The 22,640-nt window shown below is 70.6% G+C and carries 21 protein-coding genes and 1 pseudogene; 14 read left to right on the top strand and 8 right to left on the bottom strand.

Annotated features, from left to right (window positions below; translation table 11 throughout):
• The first annotated feature begins 30 nt into the window (after nucleotides 1-30).
• From HCK00_RS12255 to fabG, 3 genes are all read left to right on the top strand, one after another.
• A complete protein-coding gene (locus HCK00_RS12255; RefSeq protein ID WP_168101867.1) occupies nucleotides 31-1,623 on the top strand; it encodes an acyl-CoA carboxylase subunit beta in 1,593 nt (530 codons plus the stop codon).
• A gap of 165 nt (nucleotides 1,624-1,788) precedes the next feature.
• Nucleotides 1,789-2,871, top strand: coding sequence for a branched-chain amino acid aminotransferase (locus HCK00_RS12250; protein WP_168101866.1), 1,083 nt, complete (start codon nucleotides 1,789-1,791; stop codon nucleotides 2,869-2,871).
• Between the two features lie 55 nt (nucleotides 2,872-2,926).
• Nucleotides 2,927-3,646, top strand: coding sequence for a 3-oxoacyl-ACP reductase FabG (gene fabG / locus HCK00_RS12245; RefSeq protein ID WP_168101865.1), 720 nt, complete (start codon nucleotides 2,927-2,929; stop codon nucleotides 3,644-3,646).
• Nucleotides 3,647-3,685: 39 nt separating this feature from the next.
• Here the strand turns inward: fabG and HCK00_RS12240 are convergent, their stop codons facing one another.
• Entirely contained in the window at nucleotides 3,686-4,255 is a 570-nt protein-coding gene (locus HCK00_RS12240; RefSeq protein WP_168101864.1) for a helix-turn-helix domain-containing protein, read from the bottom strand.
• Between the two features lie 69 nt (nucleotides 4,256-4,324).
• Here HCK00_RS12240 and HCK00_RS12235 point away from each other — a divergent pair, with 69 nt between their 5' ends.
• The 3 genes from HCK00_RS12235 (at nucleotide 4,325) to HCK00_RS12225 (ending at nucleotide 6,664) form a co-directional block, all read left to right on the top strand.
• Nucleotides 4,325-5,008 carry an AzlC family ABC transporter permease gene (locus HCK00_RS12235; RefSeq protein ID WP_168101863.1) on the top strand — a complete coding sequence of 228 codons (684 nt, stop codon included), beginning with the start codon at nucleotides 4,325-4,327 and terminating at the stop codon, nucleotides 5,006-5,008.
• A 32-nt stretch (nucleotides 5,009-5,040) separates the two neighbouring features.
• Nucleotides 5,041-5,334, top strand: coding sequence for an AzlD domain-containing protein (locus HCK00_RS12230; protein WP_168101924.1), 294 nt, complete (start codon nucleotides 5,041-5,043; stop codon nucleotides 5,332-5,334).
• Nucleotides 5,335-6,325: 991 nt separating this feature from the next.
• Nucleotides 6,326-6,664 (top strand): response regulator transcription factor, encoded by a 339-nt coding sequence (locus HCK00_RS12225; RefSeq protein WP_168101862.1) that lies wholly within the window; start codon nucleotides 6,326-6,328, stop codon nucleotides 6,662-6,664.
• Between the two features lie 204 nt (nucleotides 6,665-6,868).
• On the opposite strand, the gene xynC is transcribed toward HCK00_RS12225, so the two are convergent.
• Entirely contained in the window at nucleotides 6,869-8,191 is a 1,323-nt protein-coding gene (gene xynC / locus HCK00_RS12220) for a glucuronoarabinoxylan endo-1,4-beta-xylanase XynC (protein WP_168101861.1), read from the bottom strand.
• 630 nt (nucleotides 8,192-8,821) lie between these two features.
• On the bottom strand, nucleotides 8,822-10,135 hold the full coding sequence (locus HCK00_RS12215) for an aspartate aminotransferase family protein (RefSeq protein WP_168101860.1): 1,314 nt from the start codon (nucleotides 10,133-10,135) through the stop codon (nucleotides 8,822-8,824).
• Nucleotides 10,136-10,220: 85 nt separating this feature from the next.
• Between HCK00_RS12215 and HCK00_RS12210 the strand changes: the two genes are divergently transcribed.
• Nucleotides 10,221-11,159, top strand: a complete 939-nt coding sequence (locus HCK00_RS12210; protein WP_168101859.1) for a LysR family transcriptional regulator — start codon at nucleotides 10,221-10,223, stop codon at nucleotides 11,157-11,159.
• Nucleotides 11,160-11,173: 14 nt separating this feature from the next.
• Here HCK00_RS12210 and HCK00_RS12205 read toward each other — a convergent pair whose 3' ends face one another.
• Nucleotides 11,174-11,920, bottom strand: coding sequence for an alpha/beta fold hydrolase (locus HCK00_RS12205; protein ID WP_168101858.1), 747 nt, complete (start codon nucleotides 11,918-11,920; stop codon nucleotides 11,174-11,176).
• 118 nt (nucleotides 11,921-12,038) lie between these two features.
• Here HCK00_RS12205 and HCK00_RS27590 point away from each other — a divergent pair, with 118 nt between their 5' ends.
• On the top strand, nucleotides 12,039-12,377 hold the full coding sequence (locus HCK00_RS27590; protein ID WP_168101857.1) for a winged helix-turn-helix transcriptional regulator: 339 nt from the start codon (nucleotides 12,039-12,041) through the stop codon (nucleotides 12,375-12,377).
• Between the two features lie 87 nt (nucleotides 12,378-12,464).
• Here the strand turns inward: HCK00_RS27590 and HCK00_RS12195 are convergent, their stop codons facing one another.
• Nucleotides 12,465-12,659 (bottom strand): hypothetical protein, encoded by a 195-nt coding sequence (locus HCK00_RS12195; protein WP_168101649.1) that lies wholly within the window; start codon nucleotides 12,657-12,659, stop codon nucleotides 12,465-12,467.
• A gap of 83 nt (nucleotides 12,660-12,742) precedes the next feature.
• Nucleotides 12,743-13,825, bottom strand: coding sequence for an ADP-ribosylglycohydrolase family protein (locus HCK00_RS12190; RefSeq protein ID WP_168101856.1), 1,083 nt, complete (start codon nucleotides 13,823-13,825; stop codon nucleotides 12,743-12,745).
• Between the two features lie 384 nt (nucleotides 13,826-14,209).
• Here HCK00_RS12190 and HCK00_RS12185 point away from each other — a divergent pair, with 384 nt between their 5' ends.
• The gene (locus tag HCK00_RS12185) at nucleotides 14,210-14,434 is read left to right on the top strand and encodes a hypothetical protein (protein WP_168101855.1); all 225 of its coding nucleotides are present in this window, start codon (nucleotides 14,210-14,212) and stop codon (nucleotides 14,432-14,434) included.
• A gap of 233 nt (nucleotides 14,435-14,667) precedes the next feature.
• On the opposite strand, the gene HCK00_RS12180 is transcribed toward HCK00_RS12185, so the two are convergent.
• Together HCK00_RS12180 and HCK00_RS12175 are read right to left on the bottom strand one after the other, a co-directional pair.
• Nucleotides 14,668-15,333 (bottom strand): hypothetical protein, encoded by a 666-nt coding sequence (locus HCK00_RS12180; RefSeq protein ID WP_168101854.1) that lies wholly within the window; start codon nucleotides 15,331-15,333, stop codon nucleotides 14,668-14,670.
• Between the two features lie 300 nt (nucleotides 15,334-15,633).
• On the bottom strand, nucleotides 15,634-16,185 hold the full coding sequence (locus HCK00_RS12175; protein ID WP_168101853.1) for an AAA family ATPase: 552 nt from the start codon (nucleotides 16,183-16,185) through the stop codon (nucleotides 15,634-15,636).
• 221 nt (nucleotides 16,186-16,406) lie between these two features.
• Here HCK00_RS12175 and HCK00_RS12170 point away from each other — a divergent pair, with 221 nt between their 5' ends.
• The 5 genes and pseudogenes from HCK00_RS12170 (at nucleotide 16,407) to HCK00_RS12150 (ending at nucleotide 22,302) form a co-directional block, all read left to right on the top strand.
• Complete coding sequence (locus HCK00_RS12170; RefSeq protein ID WP_311765279.1) at nucleotides 16,407-17,222, top strand: nucleotidyltransferase domain-containing protein; 816 nt, start codon at nucleotides 16,407-16,409, stop codon at nucleotides 17,220-17,222.
• A gap of 46 nt (nucleotides 17,223-17,268) precedes the next feature.
• A pseudogene (locus tag HCK00_RS12165) lies at nucleotides 17,269-19,600 on the top strand (RHS repeat-associated core domain-containing protein); the annotation flags it as partial.
• 556 nt (nucleotides 19,601-20,156) lie between these two features.
• Nucleotides 20,157-20,342, top strand: coding sequence for a hypothetical protein (locus HCK00_RS12160; protein ID WP_168101851.1), 186 nt, complete (start codon nucleotides 20,157-20,159; stop codon nucleotides 20,340-20,342).
• Between the two features lie 1,056 nt (nucleotides 20,343-21,398).
• Nucleotides 21,399-21,593, top strand: coding sequence for a hypothetical protein (locus HCK00_RS12155; RefSeq protein ID WP_168101850.1), 195 nt, complete (start codon nucleotides 21,399-21,401; stop codon nucleotides 21,591-21,593).
• 478 nt (nucleotides 21,594-22,071) lie between these two features.
• Nucleotides 22,072-22,302 (top strand): hypothetical protein, encoded by a 231-nt coding sequence (locus HCK00_RS12150; RefSeq protein WP_168101849.1) that lies wholly within the window; start codon nucleotides 22,072-22,074, stop codon nucleotides 22,300-22,302.
• Nucleotides 22,303-22,640 lie beyond the last annotated feature (338 nt).

The raw sequence follows: 22,640 nt of genomic DNA, 5'->3' as shown, positions 1-22,640 counted from the left end.
CCGCCGCACCCGGAAGGAGAGCGATCGCCCATGACCGTCCAGCAGGAACGCGCCCCGGCCCCGCGGGTGGCCGCCGACACGGTGGCCCGGGTGGCCGAGCTGCACGTGACCAAGGAACTGGCCCGCGTCGGCCCGAGCGAACGGGCGACCCGGGCCCAGCACGCCAAGGGCAAGCTGACCGCCCGGGAGCGGATCGACCTGCTGCTGGACGAGGGGTCCTTCGCCGAGGTCGAGCAGTTGCGCCGGCACCGGGCGGTCGGCTTCGGGCTGGAGGACCGCAAACCGCACACGGACGGTGTGATCACCGGCTGGGGCACCGTCGAGGGCCGCACCGTATTCGTCTACGCCCACGACTTCCGGATCTTCGGCGGGGCGCTGGGGGAGGCCCACGCCGAGAAGATCCACAAGATCATGGACATGGCCGTCGCGGCGGGCGCGCCGCTGGTCTCGCTCAACGACGGGGCCGGGGCGCGGATCCAGGAAGGGGTCTCCGCCCTCGCCGGTTACGGCGGGATCTTCCGGCGCCATGTGCGGGCCTCCGGGGTGATCCCGCAGATCTCGGTGATCCTGGGGCCGTGCGCGGGCGGCGCGGCCTACTCTCCCGCGCTGACCGACTTCGTGTTCATGGTGCGCGGCACCTCGCAGATGTTCATCACCGGCCCGGAAGTGGTGCGCTCCGTCACCGGTGAGGAGGTCACCCAGGAACGGCTCGGCGGCGCGGACGTGCACGCGGAGCGGTCGGGGGTGGCGCACTTCGTGTACGAGGACGAGCGGACGTGCCTGAGCGAGGTCCGCTACCTGCTGTCCCTGCTGCCCGCCAACAACCGGCAGCCCCCGCCGCCCGCGCCGTGCGCCGACCCGGCCGGCCGGCGCAGCGAGGCACTGACCCACCTGGTCCCGGCCGAGGGCAGGCTGCCGTACGACATGCGCCGGGTGATCGAGGAAGTGGTCGACCACGGCGACTTCCTGGAGGTCCAGGAGCGGTGGGCCCCCAACATCCTGTGCGGGCTGGCCCGGCTGGGCGGCCAGGTGGTCGGTGTCGTCGCCAACCAGCCGATCACCCTCGCCGGGGTGCTGGACATCAAGGCCAGCGAGAAGGCCGCCCGTTTCGTGCGGATGTGCGACGCCTTCAGTATTCCGCTGCTGTCCCTGGTGGACGTGCCCGGCTTCCTGCCGGGGGTGGACCAGGAACACGGCGGCGTGATCCGGCACGGGGCGAAACTGCTCTACGCCTACTGCGAGGCCACGGTGGCACGCGTCCAGCTCATCCTGCGCAAGGCCTACGGCGGGGCGTACATCGTGATGGACTCCCGTTCCGTCGGGGCCGATCTGTCCTACGCCTGGCCGACCAACGAGATCGCCGTGATGGGCGCCGAGGGCGCCTCGAACGTCATCTTCCGCAAACAGATCGCGGAGGCCGACGACCCGGAGACCGTACGGGCCCGGAAGGTCGCGGAGTACCGGGCGGAGCTGATGCACCCCTATCACGCGGCCGAACGCGGCCTCGTCGACGACGTCATCGATCCCGCGGAGACCCGGCCGGTGCTGATCCGCGCCTTCCGGATGCTGCGTACCAAGCACGCGGAGCAGCCGTCCCGCAAACACGCGAACACCCCGCTGTGAGCCGGATGCCGGACTACCTTTCCCGGAGTCCCGCCGGAGTCCTGCCGGAATTCCGCCGGAGCCCCGCCGGAGCTGCCGCCGGGCCCGCCGGAGCCCTCGCGGAAGAGCCCCGGCCGAAGGTCTCCCGTCGCCGAAGTCCCCGAACCCCTGCCCCGGAGAGCGCCCATGACCCTCACCTTCACCACCGAGCCGGCCGTCCCGCGGCCCGCCGCGGAGCGGTCGGCTCTGCTGCGGTCGCCCGCCTTCGGGGAGGTGTTCACCGACCACATGATCAGCATCGACTGGCAGCGGGAGCGGGGCTGGCACGACGCCCGGCTGCACCCGTACGGTCCGCTGGTGCTCGACCCGTCGGCCCAGGTGTTCCACTACGGGCAGGAGGTATTCGAGGGGATGAAGGCGTACCGGCGTCCGGACGGCACGGTGGTGACCTTCCGCCCGTACGCCAACGCGGCCCGGTTCAACCGGTCCGCCGCGCGGATGGCCATGCCGGCGCTGCCGGAGGACACCTTCGTGGCGGCGCTGGAACTGCTGGTCTCGGCCGACCGGGCGTGGGTCCCGGACCGGCCCGGGCACAGTCTGTATCTGCGGCCCTTCATGATCGCCACGCAGTACACGATCGGCTTCTACGGGCCGTCGGCCGCCTACCGGTTCATGGTGATCGCCTCACCGGCCGCCTCCTACTTCACGGCCGGGGCGAAGCCGCTCACGGTGTGGCTCTCCCAGGACTACGCGCGGGCGGCCCCCGGCGGCACCGGTGAGGCCAAGTGCGGCGGCAACTACGCGGGCACCCTGGTGGCGCAGGCGCAGGCCCGGGAGAAGGGGTGCGACCAGGTGGTGTGGCTGGACCCGGTGGAGCGCCGCTTCGTGGACGAGATGGGCACCAGCAACCTGTTCTTCGTCTACGGCCGGACGCTGGTCACCCCGGAGCTGTCGGGCACGCTGCTGGCGGGCGTCACCCGGGACTCGGTGCTGGCGCTGGCGGCCGAACTCGGCTACCGGGCCGAGGAGGGGAAGGTCGGGGTGGAGGAGTGGCGGGCCGACGCCGAGTCGGGCGCGCTGACCGAGGTGTTCTCCTGCGGCACCTCATCGATGATCACGCCGGTCGGCTCGGTCCGGAGCGCGGACGGCGACTGGACGGTTGGCGGCGGGGTGCCCGGCCCGGTCACCTCGCGGCTGCGCGAGGAGCTGACGGGCATCCAGTCCGGAACGCGGCCGGACCCGTTCGGCTGGGTCCACAAGATCGCCTGACCGGGACGGCCGGACCGGGTGCGGACACCCGGCGGAGAAGGGAAGCGTGACAGAGATGAGCCGTTCGGTCCTGGTGACAGGGGGGAACCGGGGCATCGGCCTCGCCGTCGCCCGGGAGTTCGCGGAGGCCGGGGACAGGGTCGCGCTGACGTACCGGACGGGCGAGCCGCCCCCCGCGGCGACGCGGCTCGGTTGCGCCGCCGTGACCTGTGACGTCACCGACGCCGCTCAGGTGGAGCGCGCGTACAAGGAGGTGGAGGCCGCGCACGGCCCGGTGGAGGTCCTGGTGGCCAACGCCGGGATCACCCGGGACCGGCTGCTGCTGCGGATGACCGAGCGGGACTTCGCGGACGTGCTGGACACCAATCTGACCGGGGTCTTCCGGGTGGTCAGGCGGGCCGCCGAGGAGATGGTGCAGGCGCGGCGCGGGCGGATCGTGCTGATCTCCTCCGCGGTCGCCCTGCTCGGCGCGGCGGGGCAGAGCAACTACGCCGCCGCCAAGGCCGGCCTGGTCGGCTTCGCGCGGTCGGTGGCCCGGGAGTTCGGCTCCCGGGGGATCACCTGCAACGTGGTGGCGCCGGGGTTCGTCGAGACCGCCATGACCGGGGCGCTGACCGAGCGGCAGCGGGCCGCGGTGCTGGACAAGGTCCCCGCGGGGCGCGGTGCCCGGCCGGCGGAGGTGGCGGCGGCGGTGCGGTTCCTCGCCTCCGGGGACGCCGCCTACATCACCGGGGCGGTCCTGCCGGTGGACGGCGGCCTGGGCATGGGGCACTGAGCCCGCCCCCGTCCCGGGCGCCGCGGCGGGGCCGGGCCCTCAGCGGTGTTCCGAGACGAGCACCGCGCGGGTGCCGGGCTCCAGCGCCTGGAAGACGTGCGGGATGTCGGCCGGATAGCAGACGTAGTCGCCCGGGCGGACCTCCACCGGCTCGTCGGCGGTGCCCACCCGGGCCCGGCCCGCGCTGATCACGACGTGCTCCACCACTCCGGGCAGGTGCGGGGCGGAGGAGCGCTGCGGGCCCGGCTCGGCGGCGATGCTGTAGACGTCCCGCCGGACCCCGGGGGGCGAGGCGGAGAGGAGGGTCGCCCGGTAGTCGCTCTGGGCGGCGCCGACGGCCGGCCCCTCTCCCGCGCGGATCACCTGGACCTGCGGCCGGGGCGTGGCCAGCAGCCGCGAGAACGGGATCTCCAGGGCCACGCAGAGCGCCCACAGCGTCTCCAGGCTCGGATTCCCGGCACCCGACTCCAGGTGGGACAGGGTGGACTTGGCCAGCCCGGCCCGGCGGGCGACCTCGGTGAGGGAGAGCCCCGCCCGCGCGCGTTCGGCCCGCAGGGAGGCGGCGATCAGGTCGAGGGGCGCCTTGAAAGCGGGGTCGGCGTCGGGCACGGGGTGTTCGCTCCAGCGGTCGGGGCGTTCGGCTTGACGAACGCCGGGCGTCCGTTCAGTATAAACGCCATGCGTTCGTTGTGGAAAACGCTGGGGGGAGACCTGCTGCGCGACATCGCGCTCGTCTGCCTGGCGGTCGGGGTCATCGGTGTCTCGTACGGCGCCATCGCGGTCACCTCAGGGTTTCCGTGGTGGTTCCCCGTGGTGATGGGGGCGCTCGTCCTCGCCGCCTCGTCGGAATTCCTCTTCGTCGGGATCATCGCGGCCGGCGGCAGCCCGATCGCCGCGCTGCTGGCGGGGCTGCTGGTCAACGCCCGTCATCTGCCGTTCGGGCTGGCGGTTCCGGATGTGCTCGGCCGGGGCTGGCGCAGACTCCTCGGCACCCACCTCATGAACGACGAGACGGTCGTCTTCGCGATCGCCCAGGAGGGCGCGGGGCGGAAGCGGGCGGCCTACTGGGCCTGTGGCCTGGGCATCCTGGCCTGCTGGCCCATCGGGGCGGCGCTCGGCGCGCTGCTCGGCGGTGTCGTCGAGGACACCGGGGCCCTCGGCCTGGACGCCATGTTCCCGGCGGTGATCCTGGCGCTGATCCTGCCCGCCCTGAAGGAGCGGGCCGTGCGGCGGACCGTGCTGGCCGGGGCCGCGCTGGCGCTGGCCGTCACCCCGTTCCTCCCGGCGGGGCTGCCGGTGCTGGTCGCCCTGGCCGCGCTGCCGCTGTTCACCGTCAAGACGCCGGAAGGAGCCCGGCGTTGAGCGGGGTGCCGGTGGTGCCGGCGCTGGTGGCGATGGCGGCCCTGGTGGCCGGGACCTTCCTCCTCCGGTTCGCGGGGCCGGCCCTGCGGGCCAGGGTCACGTTCCCGGAACGGGCCGAGAAGCTGCTGGAGGTCTCGGCGGTGGTCCTGCTCGCCGCGCTGACGGTGACGGCGGCGCTCGCGGAGGGGAACGGTTTCGCCGGGCCCGCCCGGCCGGCCGGCGTCCTGGTCGGTGGCGTGCTGGCCTGGCGCAGGGCGCCGTTCCTCGTCGTCGTCCTCGCGGCGGCCGGTACGGCGGCCCTGCTGCGGCTCGCCGGGGTCCCCTGACCGTCCGCCCGCGCGCCGTCCCCCGCGCCTCCCCCGCACCGCCGGCGTCCGGAGATTCCCCTGCCGGGTGTTTCCCCGCCGGGGGGCCGCTTTTCCGGGTTCCCGGGGGTCCGCGAACTCTTTATGTTTCTTCTCCGTATTCCCGGTGTTGCGGGCCGGTGCGGGGGAGCCGCGGTGGCGCGTTTTCGCCGTACGGACCTCTCAGATGCCGGAGCCGGTGTTGCCCGTCACGGAATGGGTCGAGTAGCTTTCGGGTGAAGTGATGGACGGAATTGCAGCTCCGATGCGCGTGTTGCCGTCGGTGGCCGGCTCCGTCTTGCGGGGGCTCGTCACGCAGGTCGCCCTCGCTGCCGCGCCCTGCCTCGTGGGGACGGTGGCGGGAGGGGACAGGCCGGCGGGGACCCGGTCCCGGGAGCGCCGCTCCGGGCGGGGGACGGCCCCGCGCGGGCACCGATGGGGGCCAGGTCGTTCTCCCGGAGCCGGGCCCGGCGTGGATTTCGGATCTCCGTGGAATACCGGCCGGTCTCCGCCCGGCCGCCCGCGCATGGAAGTGCCGCCGGTTTCTGTAAGCGATCTGAACGGATGTGCTCACAGGAAAATGCTGCCAGCCGACCGGAAGAATCTTGACGCGCGCATTCCCCTGATATTCCGGGACGGGCCGTGGAGCGGTCCGTCGCGGCTCCACGCGACCGCCGGTGGCGGTCCACCGGGCCGGTGACGAACGCCGTCCGCCGCCGTACGCCCGGCCGCACGCCGGCCCGCACACCGTGACCGCAGCGGCCCTCCCGCGCCGGGGAGTTCCGCGACGGTGTCCCCTTCCTTCCCACGGCCGGACGCGACGGCCCCGACGGGGACGGCGCGACCGCGCCACCGGAGGACGGGCCGCCTGCGGACGCTCGATCTCCCGTGCCCCGCCACGCCGGAAGGGCTCCCCCGCCGGAGCCGCCGTCGCGGCAGCACCCCGGACCAGCCGAAGGAGCCCAGGAACGGTATGAGCACCGCAGAGACGGAGACCTTGAACCCGCGCGCCGGCCTCGCCACCGAATGGGAGCCGGCCCCCTTCCACGACGAGGGCTGGGAGGTGGCGATGGCGCGCGTGCGGCTGCTGTCCGAACGGGAACTCGACGTCCTCCAGTTACTGGGGAGAGGCGCGTCCAACCGGACCATCGCGACCCAGCTCGGGATCACCGAGCGCACGGCCAAGGCCCATGTGGCCCAGATCCTGACCAAGCTGGACGTGGAGTCACGTCTCCAGGCCGGGATCACCGGCTTCGCCTGGAGGAACTTCGCGCGCGGGACCGCGGCCCGGGGCGCCGGCCGGCTCCCCTGACCCTCCGGATCCCCTGACCCTCTGACCCTCCGGATCCCCTGACCCTCCGGCCCGTCCCGGGGAGGGCGGCGGCGCGCCCCGCCGGGTGCGGCGGTTCTCCCCGGCGGCGGATCCGGGCACCTGGGCGGGGCGCGCCCGGCGAAGTGGCCGGGCGTGTCCCGCCCAAGGCCCGCCGGGTGACGCGGGCCCGGGGCGGCGGCCGCCCTACGCCGTGACGAAGGTGGTCACGCTGCGCGCCGGGAGCTGCGCGGTGAACGTGCGGTTCGACACCGGGATCCTCGCCTGGGAGGCCAGGGTCCGGCCCGCGTCCGTCACCCAGGAGGACATGCCGGACGCGTTGCTGTTCTCCAGGGTGAACGACTGACTCACCGTGGACGCCCGCTTGTTGACGGCGACGATGACCACCTGGGAACCGCCCGTGTACGCCGAGACGTAGAGGTCCGACTGGGGGTTCGCGGGCGTGTCGATCCGTACGTGTCCCGGGCGGACGTACTTCGAGAAGTGCGCCATGCAGGCACCGCGCTTGCTGATGCGCCCGTCCTCCCGCATGGGGCCGTAACCGCGCCGGATGTACCACCACACGTAGGCCTGGAACCCGCCGTCCACCAGGGCGCGGTGCATGTGCTCCCCGACGTCGAGCGCCTGCGGCCACAGGTCCGCCGAGTCGGAGCTGTTGGGGTGGTAGACCTCGGTCATCCACAGCTCCTTGCCGCCGCCCCGCTGCTGGAAGAGGGGGTAGGGGAGGTTCTGCGGCGGTGTGCCGTAGAGGTGGGCCCCGAGGATGTCCACGTTGGCGAGCGCCTGGGAGTCGTTGAGGATCGGGTCCGAGAAGCTCTTCACGTACTGGAAGGACTCCGGGGCGATGACCCGGGTGCTGAGCGAACCGGCGTTCTCCCGGAGGAAGCGGACCATCTCGCCGGAGGTCCACCACGTCCAGTCGTGCGCGTAGTCGGGCTCGTTCTGCACCGAGATCGCGTAGAGGCTGACGCCGTTGTTGCCCAGGTGGCGGGTGAAGTCGTTCAGGTGCTGGGCGTACGCGCCGTAGCTGTCGTACCGCAGACGTTTCGCGTTGGTCTGGCTGCCCCGGACGAAGGTCTCGGTCATGTGCGCGGGCGGGTTCCACGGGGAGGCGATGACGGTCGCCCCGAGCTCGATCGCGCGCCGCGCCGTCGCCACGTCCCGGTTCCAGTCCGCCTGGTTCTCGGGGACGGGGATGCGCAGCACGGAGAATCCCAGTTGCCCCTCGCCGTTGCCGAACGCGGTGTCCCGCTGGGCGGCCGTCAGGTCACCGATCCAGGCCGCGTGGGTCATGCCGCCGAAGCCGCGGATCGTCTGGCGCGCGGCGAGCGGGTTCACGGTCACCGCGGCGGCGGCCTCCGCGGTCCCCGCCGCGGACTCCGCCCGGCCCGCCGCCGCGGCCGGGGGCGCCGCCGCGAGGACGGGTAACGCGCCCATGGCCGCCAGCACGGACCTCCGGCGGGGAGATCCGGGGCCCGGGAGCGGGGAGGTGTTCCGGTGAGAGGTCATGGGTCTTCCTTCGGTGTGGGGGCGTGCGCGGTGGCCGTCCCGGGCCTCCTCGTCCCCCGGCCGGTGGTGGTCGTCGCGTCCGGCGGGGTGACGGCGTGGGAGGGAGGCCCGTGGCGGTGGTGCGGGGCGGTGGTGCCCGCGGCGAGCTGTGCTCCGGGGCTGCGCCCCGGGCGGGGCGGGTGTGGTGCGGGGTGGGGCGGTGCGGGGCATGCGGAAGCGCTCGCGCGGAGGCGTCACCGGAAGGGCGGTTCCGGTGCCGGGCGGCGGGCGCCGTTTCCGCCTCGGCCCCGCGCGGCGCGGGGAGGTCCGTGGACCGCTCGGGGTGGGCGGCGGCCGGGGCGGGAGCGTCGTGGGGAGCTGTACGCCGGTTCGGTACCGCGAGGGTTCGGCACCGCGGTGGTTCGATACTGCGGTGGTTCGATACTGCGAACAGTGCACGAGATGTCGGATCACTGGCACGGTAACGGCGCCCCCCGGCACCGTCAACCCGTCGGCGGAACCGGGCTGTTGTGGGTGCTGACGGGGCATCAGGCGGTACCAGGGTGACGGCGGCCGGCCGGTGCCGTACGCGTGCGTGGGCAGGGGACGGCGGACCGCCACCCCCTGCCCGCCCTTGGGCGCGCGGACGTCTCAGAGGTCCCGCGCCGCCGCCGTGAGCGCCTCGTCGAGGACGGCGACGCCGCGGTCGATCTCCTCGTCGCTCGCGGTCAGCGGCGGCGCGATACGGAAGATCCCTCCCATGCCGGGGAGCTGGACGATGTTCATGTGCAGTCCGCCCTCGAAGCAGCGGCGGGTGACCTCGGCGCCCAGCCGGTCCGCGCCGCCCGCGCCGAGCACCTGGTCCCCGGCCAGCTCCATGCCCAGCAGCAGCCCCCGGCCGCGGACGTCCCCGACCACCTCGTGACGGCCGGCGAGCCGGTCGAGCCCGTCGCGCAGCGCGCCGCCGAGCCGGCGGGAGCGCTCCTCCAGCCGGTCGCGGACCAGGACGTCGAGGACGGTGTTGCCCACCGCCGCGGGCAGTGGGTCGTTGACATGGGTGGTGAAGAACAGGAACCCGCGCTCGTACGCCCGCTGCTCGATCTCGGCGCTGGTCACCACGGCGGCCAGCGGCAGCCCCGCGCCGAGCGTCTTGGACAGCGTGAGGATGTCGGGGACGACGCCGTCGTGCTGGAAGGCGTACCAGTCCCCGGTGCGGCACAGCCCCGTCTGGGCCTCGTCGAGGATCAGCAGCATGCCGCGCTCCCGGCACTTGGCCGCCAGCGCGGCGAGGTAACCCGGCGGGAGTTCGACGACGCCGCCGGAGCTGAGGATCGGCTCGACCAGGCAGGCGGCGAGGCTGCCGACCGACTGGGCGTCGATCAGCTCGAAGCCCAGGTCGAGCTGGGTGCGCCAGTCGAGTTCGCCCTCGGCGTCGACGACGGTGGGCCGGTAGCGGTCCGGCACCGGCAGCGCGAAGTTGCCCGGCGCGGGCGGGCCGTAGCCCTTGCGGCCGGCGATGTAGGTGGCGTTCGCGGCGCCCTGGGTCATGCCGTGCCAGGACCGGGCGAAGGAGACGATCTCGTGGCGGCCGGTGACGAGCTTCGCCATCCGCACCGCGGCCTCGTTCGCCTCCGCCCCGGTGGTCAGGAGCATCGCCTTGTCCAGCGGGTCGGGCAGGGTGCCCGCGAGCCGGCGCGTCAGCTCGACGACCGGCGGGCTGAGCATGCCGCTGTGCAGGTGGTCGAGGTGGGCGATCTGCTCGCGCACCGTCGAGACGATCGCGGGGTGGGAGTGGCCGAGGATGGCGCTCATCTGGCCGGAGGTGAAGTCGAGCAGCTCACGGCCGCTCTCGGTGAACACCGAGGTGCCCTCGGCGCGGACGACGACCTCCGGCGAGAAGGGCGCGTGGCCGGAGTAGCGGATGAGGTGGCGGTCCCGGTCGGCGCCGGAGTTCTCGGAAACCATGCGCTCGACGGTAGGGAGGCACCGCTGTGCGCGTCCATCACGCTCTTCCGCCGCCGCTGTACGGCAGCGCCGTACACTCGTTCCCGTGCTCCACTCGGGACGGCTGCGGCTGCTCAGCCTGCTGGACACGCTCGGCACGGTCCGCGCGGTCGCCGACTCGCTGTATCTGAGCCCGTCGACGGTCTCCCAGCAACTGGCGGTGCTGGAGAAGGAGACCCGGTGCCGGCTGATCGAGCGGACCGGGCGCCGGGTGCGGCTCACCCCGGCCGGGCTGCTGCTGGCCCGCCGGAGCCGGGAGATCCTGGACCGCATCGCCGAGGCCGAGGCCGAACTGCGCGCCCTGCGGGACGAGCCGATCGGCACCGTCCGGCTCGGGGTGTTCCAGAGCGCGATCCACAATCTCGCCGTCCCCGCGGCCACCCGCCTGGCCACCACCCATCCACGGCTCCATCTCGAGATCATCGAGATGGAACCGCACGAGAGCGGGGCGGCCCTGCGCTCGGGGGAGGCCGACGTCGCCGTCACCACCACCGACTACACCGGCCTCTCCTTCGGCCCGGACCTGGACGTCATGTCGCTGGGCAGCGACCCGGTGATGCTGGTGCTGCCGCCGGGCCACCCGCTGGTCTCCCGTACGGCGGTGAACCTCGCGGCCTGCACGGACGAGACCTGGGCCTGCGACCGGCCGCAGTCCTACATGGCGGACCTGACCCTGCGGCTGTGCCGCGAGTCGGGGTTCGAGCCCCGGGTGGCCTGCCGCTTCGGCAACTACCTGCTGTTGCTTCAGCACGTCGAGACCACCGGGTCGATCGCCCTGCTGCCCGCCCTGGCCATCCCCGCCGGCCACGCCGTCGTCACCCGGCGGCTCAGCCCGCCGGTGCACCGCAACATCGCCATCGTGGTGCGCTCCGGCACCCCGCGCCGCGCCGCGGTCAGCGCGGTCGTCGCCGCCCTCCGCGACCACCCGGAGATCCCGCACCTGGCCGCCCCGGCCCCGCGCCGCGACGACGGCCGCCGGGCGTGACCTGACGATGAGGGCTACGCCGACACACAGGTACTCCTGGTGAACACCCAGGTGTGCGGCCTCTGGACCGTCTCGAGCAGCAGCGCGGTGAGTTCGACGGGCATGGTGATCATGCAGTCGTGGCCGGTCGGCAGCTCGCGTACTCGTTCGCCTGCCGGGACGGGACGCGGGGCGATGTCTGCCGGCCGGCCCTCGACGCAGTGGATGTGGGTGCGCGGGATCGTGCGCGCGGCCGGGTCGTCCAGCCGGACCGGCTCCCGCAGGCACCCCACCGGCTGGTCCGACAGCATCGAGCGCAACCAGGCGAGGTCGTCGGGATCGGTGACGCCGAACAAGCCGAGCGGCGGCGGCTGCTCGGGCATCGGCGGAACCCGCCAGCCGTCCAAGGCGAGGTCGATGAGCTGCTGGGTGACAGGGAGGACGTCGACAGCGGTGTCGCCGTCCTCGGGGACCATCGCGTCGAGGAACACCAGATGCGCGATCCGCTTCGGGACCCGGTTGGCGGCTCCCGAGATGACCATCCCGGCGTAGCTGTGCCCGACGAGCACGACGTCGTCGAGGTGCTCGTCTTCGATCAGGCCGGTGACGTCGTCGATGTGGGTTCCGAGCCCGATCGTGGGGCTCAGCAGGTGTGCCTTGTCGCCGTAGCCGGTCAGCGACGGCGCGAGCACCCGGTGCCCGGCCGCCTCCAGCAGCGGGACCACCCGGTCCCAGCTCCGCCCGTTGTGCCAGGCGCCGTGTATCAGGAGAAATGTGGTCATGGTGGCGTGGTTCCTCCTCGTGCCTCGGTACGCTTTGGTAACCGCGAGCATCGTGATCCCCGCGGCACTCCCCGGGCAATACGGCACTTTTCGGTGCCCCGGTTCTCAGGAGGTAACCGTGCAGGACCCGTGCCAGGCCCGCGAAGTCCTCGGGATCGTCGGGGACAAGTGGGCGCTGCTGATCGTGCGCATGCTCAAGGACGGGCCGTTGCGCTTCACCGAGCTCAAGCGGGCCATCGACGGCATCAGCCAGCGCATGCTCACCGTGACGCTGCGCGACCTCGAACGCGACGGGATCCTGACGCGCACCGTCCGAAACGTCATGCCGCCGCACGTCAGCTACGAACTGACCGCGATGGGCCGGAGCCTGCGCGAGGCCACCGCGCCGCTGCTCGAATGGAGCATCACGCACGTGCCCCACATCGACGCCGCTCGCACGGCCTACGACAACCGCTGAACGAGCAGGAGGCCGCGCACATGAGTGGTCATCAGGCGCGGCGTGTGGGTGGGATGTCCCGCCGGTGGAGGGTCCAGGCTTTGCGGATCAGCTGAACATGCCGGCCTCGCTGTCGAAAACGAGGCGCTCGGCAACACCCGGCCAGGCAAACCGCGTCGGACCATCCCGCACGTATCCGTTCGGCTCGTGTCCGTAGGCAGTCCTTGTGGCATCGGCGGCCAGGCCGCCGGCATCCAACGTCAGCGAGCGCTCTCCGTCGACGCCATGACGGTGGATGGGCACGGCGCGATGCTCTCAGGTCAGTTCACCCTGCTCGTCCAATCCCTCACCGCTCTCGAACCCGGTGAACCTTTTCGGTCACGGCGCTACCCGGCCGGGACGCCCGACGGAACCCCGGCGGGGCTTCCGGGGCTCCCGGGGGCCCCGGCCGTTTCGCCGTCCCAGAGCGCGCCGAGGGCCAGTAGTTCGTCGCGGTGCTCGATCCGGCCGGTCCAGGAGGCGGGCCAGGCGTCCGCGCCCAGCCAGGCGCCCGCGAAGGCGCCGGTGAGGCAGGCGATCGAGTCGGAGTCGCCGGAGGAACAGGCGGCCCGGCGCAGCGCGGTGACGGGGTCGCCGGGGAAGAGCAGGAAGCACAGCAGGCCGGTGGCGAGGGCCTCCTCGGCGATCCAGCCCTCCCCGGTGGCCAGGCACGGATCGATCTCCGGGGAGACGGTGCGCGCGGCCTCCTGGAGCCGGCCGAGGATCGCCAGGCAGTCGTCCCAGCCGCGCGCGATGAACTGCTCGGGGCCCGCGTCCCCGGCGCGGGTCCACAGGTCGCCGAGCCAGGCGTGGTGGTAGCGGGTGCGGTTGTCGCAGGCGTAGGAGCGGAGCCTGCCGACGAGGCCGGTGGGGTCCGTCCCCCGGGCGAGCAGGTGGACGGCGTGGGCGGTGAGGTCCGAGGCGGCCAGGGCGGTGGGGTGGCCGTGCGTGAACGCGGCCTGCAACTGGGCGGCGCCCGCCCGCTGTTCGTCCGTGAGCCCGGGGACGAGCGCGACGGGCGCCACGCGCATGTTGGCGCCGCAGCCCTTCGAGCCGATCCGGCTCGCGTCCTGCCAGGGCCGTCCCTCCGCCCGCAGCAGCCGGCAGGCGGCCAGACAGGTGTTCCCCGGGGCCCGGTCGTTCTCCGGAGACTCGTACCAGGCGACGAACTCCTCGCGCAGGGGGCGCCCCAGCCGGTCCGGGGCGAGCGGGCCCGGGGCGGTGCGGAGGGCGCGTCCGACGGCGAGGGTCATCTGCGTGTCGTCGGAGACGAGAGCGGGCTCCGGCAACTCCGTCTCCCGCCAGGGGCCGTGCGCGGCGAGGATCGAGGGGACGTCGTCGAACTCGGCCGGGAAGCCGAGGGCGTCCCCGAGGGCGAGCCCGAGCAGGGTGCCGGTCGCGGCGCGCTTGCTCACCGTCGTCGTGGTCATGTGGGCAGCCCTTCCCCCGAGTTATCGTCAAGGCGACTATAAGTGGCGGGAGGGCTTCCCACAAGCTCCGGGGACGATCCCGCGCCGGCGGTGCGTGCCCGGCGATGTGTGCCGGCGGCGCGTGCCCGGGCGCACCGGTGCGTGTCCCCCCGCACCGGCCCCGGGCCTGCCGGGCCTGGCCGGTGTGCCCCGGTGGTCCCGAGCCCCGCGCCGTCCGCGGGGAGGCCGGTGACTCACCCGCCCGCACCGCGACGGGTTTCCGCGCCGTGCGGATACCGCCCGCGGCCGGGGGCACGCTGAACTCCACGGTTGCCGGGGACGAGCCGTACGCCAGATGTCGCCGACACGACCGCCGGACACCGTACCGGCGTGACAGGAGAGGCGATGCGAGACGGAGACACCCGGGCGAGGTTCGTCATCGGGATCGTGTTGCTGCTTCTCTCCGGGCCCCTGGTGGTACCCGCGGTGGAGTGGGGCGGGCCCAGAACCGTCTGGCTCGTGGTGTGGGTGACGGCGGTCGGCTTCGTCTCGTACCCGCTGGCGTCCCTGTGGCGCGTTTCGACGCGCCGCGGTCGGCGGCGGGAGACCGGACCGGCGTCGCGGGCGTAGGGGCGGGGCCGCAGGGGTACGGCCGAGGCGGTGAACCGTGCGGCGCGGGCCGCCTTCAGGAGGCCGGCGCGACGGCCCGCCCGGCGTTTCCCGTCCACGGCGTTCCCGTCCACGGCGGAGTCGGCGACGGCAGGGGAGTGGACCGGCCCGCCCTTCTCCTTCGCCGCAACGGCTCCCGGGCCCGGAAAGCGACGACGTGGACGAGGCCGCCCGGACCGCCGGACGCCTCCCCCTCAATCCTCCGGCGTGGTGACCAGCACGGAGTTGGACACCGCGGGCACGGGGGAGGGCAGTCGCACGTAGTTCTCGGAGTCCGTGGTCCGCTTCACCTCGCGGTAGGCGGCTTCGTCCAGCAGCACGACGAACAAGCTCCGCTCGGAGCCGGGTTCGGTCGGGCCGAGTTCCGCGTCGTAGACGTACTTTCCGGGGCCCTTCTCTCCCAGGTCGTATCTGAGGGTGTAGCGAAGGGGCCGGTCCGGGTCTCCTGTCTCCTTGCGCACCACCCACGACAAGTGGTCCCCGGCGCGCACCACGCAGGTCACCGTGGCCACCACGCGCGCCCCGCTCCGGGTCGGCTTCCCCTCCAGGCCGACCAGCACGTCGTGCCCCTCCGACCTGCCGCAGCGGGGCGCGGACCCCGACGTGCCGGAGACGCCCGCCGAGGGCGAAGGGGTACCGGTGGCGGCGGGCGGGCCGGCGTCGCTCTTTCCGAAAGGTAAGAACGCGCGGACGTCCTCCCCGAACCCCAGAATCGCGGTCAACGCCCCGATCACGACCGTCACCAGCGTGCACCAGCCGATGATCCTCCTGCTCAACGGGCCGATGCCGCTGCCGCCGTCATCACCCGCCGGACCGGTGCCCGGTGAGGCCGGCGCGTTGGTTTCCTCGTCATCGCTCATACGGGTTTCCTCCCCGACCGTCCCCCGCCACTACGCGGCTGACGGAACGGCGCGGCACGAAACCGGCCACCTCCCGGTCGAACACCGCGCTTCGCATCACCGTCCCCAGCACGCCCACCACCGTGGTCTTCCCGCTGCCGAACGCGCCTTCACCCGGACGAGCAAGACCATCGTCCGGAGCCGCGGCCACCGGCCCGCACGCCGAACTACCCGGGTGTGGGCCCTGGACGCATACGGGGTTCTCGAGGTCGGCACCGCCGTGACGGGCTACCACACCGCCGTGACGGTGCGCCGCACGTGCTACGTGCCCGGTGCCGCGATCCGGGCCAGCACCTGGTCAGCCAGTTCCTGCGGGGACAGCCGGCCGTCCAGGAACACCGTGTCGCCGGGCAGCACGCCGGCCGCGTCGGCGGCTTTCACGCACCGGTCGATCTGCCCCTTGGCCCAGCGCCGGACCTCCGCGTCCCGCGCGGGATCGTCCGGCGTGAAGCTGCGCCCGTCGATCCGCTGTTCCAGGATTTCCCGGGGGACCTTGAGGAAGAAGTGGTGAACGGTGACGCCCCCGTCCTTCAGCGCGCCGAAGATCTCCTCCACGTATCCCGGGTCGACCAGCGTCATCGGGACCAGGACGGGCCGCCGGTACTCCTCGACCAGGCCCGCCGCCAAGCCGGCCACTTGGCGCCGCCACAGCCGCAGATCCTGGAAGTCGCCCGTGGGCACCTCCACGATCTTCCGCAGTACGAAGCCGACCATCTCCGGGTCGAAGACCAGCGTTCCGCGCCATCGTCCGTGCAACTCGTCCACCAGCGTGGTCTTCCCGCTGCCGAACGCGCCGTTCACCCAGACGAGCAAGACGAACCTCCCCAGCCGTGGTCACCGGCCCGTGCGCCGGGCCGGTGTGCCGGACCAGCATGCACGCCGGCTCGGGGGCCAGGCGGGGGTCGGCCGGAAGCCGGCCGGGACCGGATCTCGTCCACCCGGGCGGACCAGATCGGGGAAGGCCCGGGTCCCGGAGCGCGGTGGCGCAGGAGAGTGGTGGTGAACGCGTTGGCCGGTCCGGCACACTGCCCGGTGTGGAACGCCTGGCGGAGATCGCGGAGCGGCTGACGGCGGTCGGCGGAGTGGCCGGGGTGTGCCTGGGCGGAAGCCGCGCCACCGGGACTCACCGTCCCGACTCCGACGTGGACCTCGGCCTGTACTACCGGCCGCCGCTGGACACCCGCGCCCTGCGCCGCCTCGCGTCGGAACTGACCGGCGGGCCGGTCGAGGTGACGGAGCCCGGCGGGTGGGGGCCCTGGGTGGACGGCGGGGCGTGGCTGACCGTCGACGGCCAGCCGGTCGACTGGATCTACCGCGACCTCGACCGCGTCCAGCGGATCTGGGAGGACTGCCGCGCCGGGCGGTTCGAGGTGGGCGTGCAGGCCGGTCACCCCCTGGGGGTGTACTCCCACGCCTACGCCGGCGAACTGGCCGCCGGGCGCGTCCTCACCGACCCTCGCGGCGAACTGCGGGCCCTGCGGCGGGAGACCCGCCGGTATCCGGAACCGCTGCGGGAGGCGCTGATCGCGAACGCGCTGTGGGAGGCCCCGTTCATCCTGGGCTGCGCCCGCAAGGGGGTGGCGCGCGGTGACGTCTTCTACGTCTCCGGCTGCCTCTTCCGCGCGGTCGGGCTCCTCGTGCACGGGCTGCACGCGCACGCCCGGCGCTGGGTGCTGAACGAGAAAGGCGCCGTCCACGCCGCGGGAGAACTCCCGGCCGCTCCGCCGGACTTCGCCACGCGGGCACACGCGCTGTTCACCGCGACGGGTACGGACCCGGCGGCACTCGCCACCGTGCTCGACGCCGCCGACCGGCTGACGACCGAGGTGTGCGCGCGGCTCACGTCCTGAGGGCTGGGCAGGGGGTGAGAATCGCGGCCAGGGCCGAGACCGGGGGCGCCTGACGAAGATCACCACACCCGAGGGCAGGGTCACGGTCTTCACCTACGACGACCGCAACCGCGTCCGCTCCATGCTCCGGGCGACCGAGTTCGACGCCACCGCCGGGCACACCGGGCCGACGTACACCTACGCGTACTCCAACTCCGACCCGTCCGACGCCGGGACGACCACGGTCACCGACCCCGAGGGGCTCGCCACCCGGCACGAGCACAACGCCGACGGTGGCGTCACCAAGGTCACCGACGCGCTCGGCCACTCCAGGAAGCGGACCTTCGACGCCAATCACAACATCGACAGCGCCGAGGACGCGATGGGCGTGGGTGGCGGCGCCGGGAACGTCACCGCCTACGGCTGGGACTCCCGCAACAACCCCACCTCCGCCACGCTGCCGACAGGCGCGACCGCGGCTCTGACCGGGTACCAGACCATCGCGGGCGCGGACCTGCCGAAGTCCTACACCAGCGCCGACGGCGAGAAGACCGACTACACCTACGACAGCGCGGGCAACACCGCGTCGGTCGCGGTCACCGGCACCGGCGGCGGCAAGCAGAGCTTCGACCGCAACCCGGCCACCCCCACCTGCGGTGGCTTCCAGGGCCAGCTCTGCAAGGTGACCACGGCCCTGTCGGCCACCAAGTCGGTCTCGACCACCTTCGGCTACGACGGCAAGGGCAACCTCTCCAGGGCCACCCCGCCCGCCCCGCTGGGCGCTACCGCTTACACCTACGACGACCTGGGCCGCCCCCGCACCGTGACCGACGGGCGAGGCGTCAAGACCCACCTACGAGTACGACGAACGCGACCGCGTCACCAAGGTCGACACCTCCGGCTACGCCACCGTCACCTACCACTACGACGGCGACGGCAACCTCCGCCGGCGCGACGACGGCACCGGCGTCATCCGGTACGCCTTCGACCCGCTGTCCCGCGAGACCGTCCGGACCCTGCAGAACGGGTCACAGACCAGACTCACCTACACCCCCGCCGGCAACATCGACATCTACGAGGACCCGGCCGGCGTCACCGACTACACCTGGAACAAGGTCAACAAGCTCACCGAGCTGAAGGACCCCACCGGCAGGACGACCACGTACACGTACAACGCCAACGACGTCCGGACCAGCACGACTTACCCCGGCGGCACCGTCCGGACGGTCACCCCCGACAAGTCCAGCCGCCCGGGGAAGATCAAGGCCACCTCCTCCCAGGGCACCCTGGTCGACCTCACCTACTCCTACGCCGCCGCGGGCAAGGACGGCGCCAAGATCCGCACCCGCACCGACGCCGTCACCGGCATGAAGACCACGTACTCCTACGACAGCGCGGGCCGCTTCTCCTACGCCAAAGAGGAGAAGGGCAGCACGCTCAACTCTGCCTGGCAGTACTGCTACGACCAGGCCGGCAACCTCACCTCGCAGGGCATCACCCCCGGCTGCCCCCGCGGCACCACCTACACCGTCAACGACGCCCAGCAGATCACCGCGAAGAACGGTTCCAGCGCCAACTGGTCCTACGACAAGGCGGGCAACGAAACCGCCGGCGCCTCCACCCCGGAATCCACCCGCACCGGCGAGACCTGGTCCGACTTCAGCCAGCTCACCTCGATCACCGTCGAGGGCACGACCTACGCGGGGCAGTACGGATCCACGGACCAGAGCGAGCGGATCAGGCTCGGTGACACCTTCTTCCACAACGGTCCGCTCGGCCTGTCCGCCACGACATCGGCGGGTGTGGACCGGGGATTCAACCGGGAGCCCGGGGGCACGCTGAATTCCATGACGACCGGGGGTAAGTCGTACTACTACCTCACCGACGCGATCGGTTCCGTCGTGGCGCTCGCCGACGAGACCGGCGCGAAGGTGAACACCTACGACTACAGCCCCCGTGGCGTCGGCCGGGCCACCACCACGGAGAAGGTCCCGCAGCCCTACCGGTTCGCCGGCGGCTACCAGGACCCCACGGGCCTGTACCACTTCGCGGCCCGCTACTACGACCCGAACATCGGCCGCTTCACCCAGCCCGACCCGTCCGGCCAGGAGGTGAACCCCTACCTCTACGCGGAAGGCGACCCGGTCAACCGCATCGACCCCACCGGGCTGTTCAGTTTCTCCGATCTCGCTATCGAAGCGGGGATAGCGGGAACAACTGGTGCGGTCACTGGCTGTGTCGGTGGAGCGATCACAGCTGGACTGGTCGGTACTGCGGCTGGTCCAGCGGGAACCACGGTGGGGGTATTGGGTGGGTGTGCTATGGGGGCAATTGTCGGAGGGTACAGCGGGTTGGTCGGTGGAGCCGTATCCTCCGCCTTGAGTCAGACGCTTAAGTAGGCCGATGGGAAAGGTGAAGGTGTATCGGTGAGCGTTCTGAATTTCGCAGTCGTAGGCGTCATCATCGGAGCTGTTGTCGGACCTCTGACCGTCCTGGTCGTGCATAGAATTCGAAGTCGTCGCTGAATTTCTTCCCAGAATATGCAGATTCGTGCATTTCTGTAATCTGACGTTGAAGAAATTTCATTGCACATCGGAGGAAAATCCGTCAGGGCTCTGGGAGGGGGCGGTACGAGATATCTCGGAATTTTCTGGAGCGGCGTAGACATCGCAGTCGTCGGTGTGGTCCTGTTCCTCATCGACAGAATCTGACGGAGGGAGTATGGAAGGTGCAGCGCTCTTGAGCTGAACATTCGGGTGGCCCACCGGCAGTTCACAAGCTGGGGGCGTTCCTGGAGAGAACGGGAGCCGCTCTCGCTGGAGTAGCTGGTGCTAGCACTACCGTCTCGACCGCTCCAGCGTGCACTGCCCTCGTCGGGTGCGCGGCCCCTATCTCCGCCGCCGGAGGAATGCCCTACCGCCGCTGGTGCAGCGATCGGAAAATGTCAGGAGGCTTTTGAGTGAGAAGAAGGGAAAAGGCGCCGCCGTTGCTCTCCTCGTGATTCTCTTTGCTGGAGCTCTGGCCGTGGCAGCTGTGGGGGATTTCCCTGTAGCGAACGTATTGATTACGGCAGGCCTCACCATTGTTGCTATAGCCGTGATTATGTGGCTGGTGGGCGGCCGGATATTAGGGGCTAGGTGAGGCTGCGGCCCGCCGCGTAGCGGCGGGCCGCTTCTTTTGAGTGAGGTTCAGCGCGTCCTCAGACGTGAGCAGATCCTTTAGCATTGAGGGTCTTCCGTCGCGGCGGTGCGACTTTCGTCTGGCGGCAAGGGATTTGTGAAAATCGGCCAGGCTCTCGGAGCCGTTCTGGTCGTGTATGGATTCATGTGCAAGGGGAATGCCTTACGGATCCATGGGTGGCGTCCGTGTGACGGTGGAGGTAAAGGGGCGACATATGCTGTGGAGCACCAGAAGAATTGAGCAGTATTTAGCAGAAGGTGAGGACCTGATGCTTTCCTTCCCGGTTCGACTTCCTGTGGGGCGTCTCCCTTACGAGGCGCTCCTGAAAGGAGCTGTTGTAGCGTTGACCGACCGTCGGGTCGTTGGCTTTGCGTATGGCCGATTCAGCAGCAGGCCGAATCGCGTGGCGTGGTCGATTCCACGGGAACACTGCGAGGCTTCCTTCTCCGGGGGGCGGTTGAGAATCCGAGATTATCGGGAGGGGAGGGAAGAGAAGGTTCTGCTTACCCAGAAAACGCGGATCCCCGAGGTGAGACGATTGGTCAGGGAATTGGATTTCTGAGTCCCTCATGGTCCCACTCCTCAAGGTGTAGCGGGGCATTCGCGATCATCGCGCGCCGGCGTTGCTCCGAGGATTCGTATCCAGAGGCTACGAATGGCTCGTGATGGCGGTCCTCCTCGCTGAGCTCGTGATCATTCTGTATGTTGCCTTGCGCAGTGTCGGTGAGAGTGGGCAGTTTCCATGATATTTGACGAGGTGAATTTGAGAAGCTGGCGAGAGAAGGGAAATATCCATGTTGTCAACCACCCAACTGGTTACATTCGGGTACCTTGCCAAGCCGCAAGGGCCCTCGTGGAGCCCGTTTTTGGCGATGGGGATGGTCGTCCTTTTTGGGGCGGTCATTGTCTACCTCCTTCGGAGGGATCGGCGGAAATAACGGTGAACTGGCCGAAGGTCGGGCTGATTGATCGCCCGTTCGATCTTCGGTCAATCAATTCGAACTTCGGGAGCATTTTATGCACATCGTTATTGGGATTTTCATGTCATTGTTCGGGCTATTCTTCTTCTTTGTGGGGCCGCAATTCACTAAGCGTGCGAACAGCAGTAAGACCGGTAAGGCGTTCGACACTTATAACCGGACGATTTTCAGGCTGGCCGGTGGCATGATCGCGATTGGTGGAATTCTTTATGCTGTGGGAGTGCTCGAATGAACAGCTATTCTTGATCGATTCTTGTTTACCCGTAACCTCCGGACAAGGGGCACGGCTGCCTCCTGTGTGTGACGATACCTGCCGACCGGCGCTCAGCAGTTACGGCACTGGATGGAAGGGTAAGGGTGACTCCCGCCTTACGCCCGCTGAGCGATGAGAATTGCCTTTCTGAAGAGATGGTTCGCGCGAAGGGCGCTTCGCGGCGGCCGAATTGGTTGCCGCACCGGGTTGCTCGGATGGGACGCACGTGCATTTGTGGGACATCTTACTGGGGGCGTGAGTGACCGCACGGCCTCGGCTTTTGTGAGGGGACGGTCCATGAGAAGTGGGGAATTCTCACCCCTTGTACTGGTGGTCTTCTTCGTCGCCTGGGTTTCAATACTGGTGTTCATCTGCTACAGGATCTGGCGTACCTACAGGCGGCGTATGGAAGAAGGAAAGTCAAGGTGACCGAATTTGTGGCGCTATCGGGAAGGTTATGGACGTATTTATTGGCTGGGGCATGCTGATGATGGGCCCGATTCTCGCGTTTCTCGCGGAACCTTTGCAGAAGATGAATGCTTCGGGCTCTAAGTTCCTTTACGGGGAGAACCGCTCTGCGAAGGCGTCGAAGGTGCACGTCTGGATATTTCGGATCGCCGGAACCGCGTTCTTCATTTTGGGCTTTCTCATTGTTGTGGGGGTTGTGCAGTTGGCCAGCCAGCGCTGACGGATGGAGCGTGAGGTTCGCGGGAAGGAATGGGCGCCAACAGTCCTGACAACATTTTGTTTGCAGTTTGGAAGAAACTTCTCGCCCACACGGAAGATGTAGCGGTGAGTGTTCGTGATAGCCTACTGATAGGCGTTGGTGTCGGATTCATTACCGGACCTCTGATCGTTCTGGTCATCCACAAGATTCGAAGTCGTCGCTGAATCTATTTTCAGGACGCGTAGACCGGCGCATTCATGAAAAGTTGAGGCCAGGTGAGACCGCGGCCCGCCGTGTAGCGGCGGGCCGCTCCTTTCGAATGGTGACTCGGACCTGTTTCCAGCCTCAGTTCGACCAGG

The sequence above is a fragment of the Streptomyces zingiberis genome (assembly GCF_012034935.1).
GTDB classification, from domain to species: Bacteria; Actinomycetota; Actinomycetes; order Streptomycetales; family Streptomycetaceae; genus Streptomyces; species Streptomyces zingiberis.
Note: the sequence above shows the minus strand (reverse complement) of the source record. Positions and strands in the feature narration are given on the sequence as shown.

What these genes read in the sequence shown, in the direction of transcription:
- HCK00_RS12255 (WP_168101867.1), top strand. Translation starts at nt 31, where the DNA reads ATGACCGTCCAGCAGGAACGCGCCCCGGCCCCGCGGGTGGCCGCCGAC.
- HCK00_RS12185 (WP_168101855.1), top strand. Translation starts at nt 14,210, where the DNA reads ATGCGAGACGGAGACACCCGGGCGAGGTTCGTCATCGGGATCGTGTTG.
- fabG (WP_168101865.1), top strand. Translation starts at nt 2,927, where the DNA reads ATGAGCCGTTCGGTCCTGGTGACAGGGGGGAACCGGGGCATCGGCCTC.
- xynC (WP_168101861.1), bottom strand. Translation starts at nt 8,191, where the DNA reads ATGACCTCTCACCGGAACACCTCCCCGCTCCCGGGCCCCGGATCTCCC.
- HCK00_RS12225 (WP_168101862.1), top strand. Translation starts at nt 6,326, where the DNA reads ATGAGCACCGCAGAGACGGAGACCTTGAACCCGCGCGCCGGCCTCGCC.
- HCK00_RS12205 (WP_168101858.1), bottom strand. Translation starts at nt 11,920, where the DNA reads ATGACCACATTTCTCCTGATACACGGCGCCTGGCACAACGGGCGGAGC.
- HCK00_RS12250 (WP_168101866.1), top strand. Translation starts at nt 1,789, where the DNA reads ATGACCCTCACCTTCACCACCGAGCCGGCCGTCCCGCGGCCCGCCGCG.
- HCK00_RS12155 (WP_168101850.1), top strand. Translation starts at nt 21,399, where the DNA reads ATGCACATCGTTATTGGGATTTTCATGTCATTGTTCGGGCTATTCTTC.
- HCK00_RS12215 (WP_168101860.1), bottom strand. Translation starts at nt 10,135, where the DNA reads ATGGTTTCCGAGAACTCCGGCGCCGACCGGGACCGCCACCTCATCCGC.
- HCK00_RS12190 (WP_168101856.1), bottom strand. Translation starts at nt 13,825, where the DNA reads ATGACCACGACGACGGTGAGCAAGCGCGCCGCGACCGGCACCCTGCTC.
- HCK00_RS12235 (WP_168101863.1), top strand. Translation starts at nt 4,325, where the DNA reads ATGCGTTCGTTGTGGAAAACGCTGGGGGGAGACCTGCTGCGCGACATC.
- HCK00_RS12230 (WP_168101924.1), top strand. Translation starts at nt 5,041, where the DNA reads ATGGCGGCCCTGGTGGCCGGGACCTTCCTCCTCCGGTTCGCGGGGCCG.
- HCK00_RS12150 (WP_168101849.1), top strand. Translation starts at nt 22,072, where the DNA reads ATGGACGTATTTATTGGCTGGGGCATGCTGATGATGGGCCCGATTCTC.
- HCK00_RS12180 (WP_168101854.1), bottom strand. Translation starts at nt 15,333, where the DNA reads ATGAGCGATGACGAGGAAACCAACGCGCCGGCCTCACCGGGCACCGGT.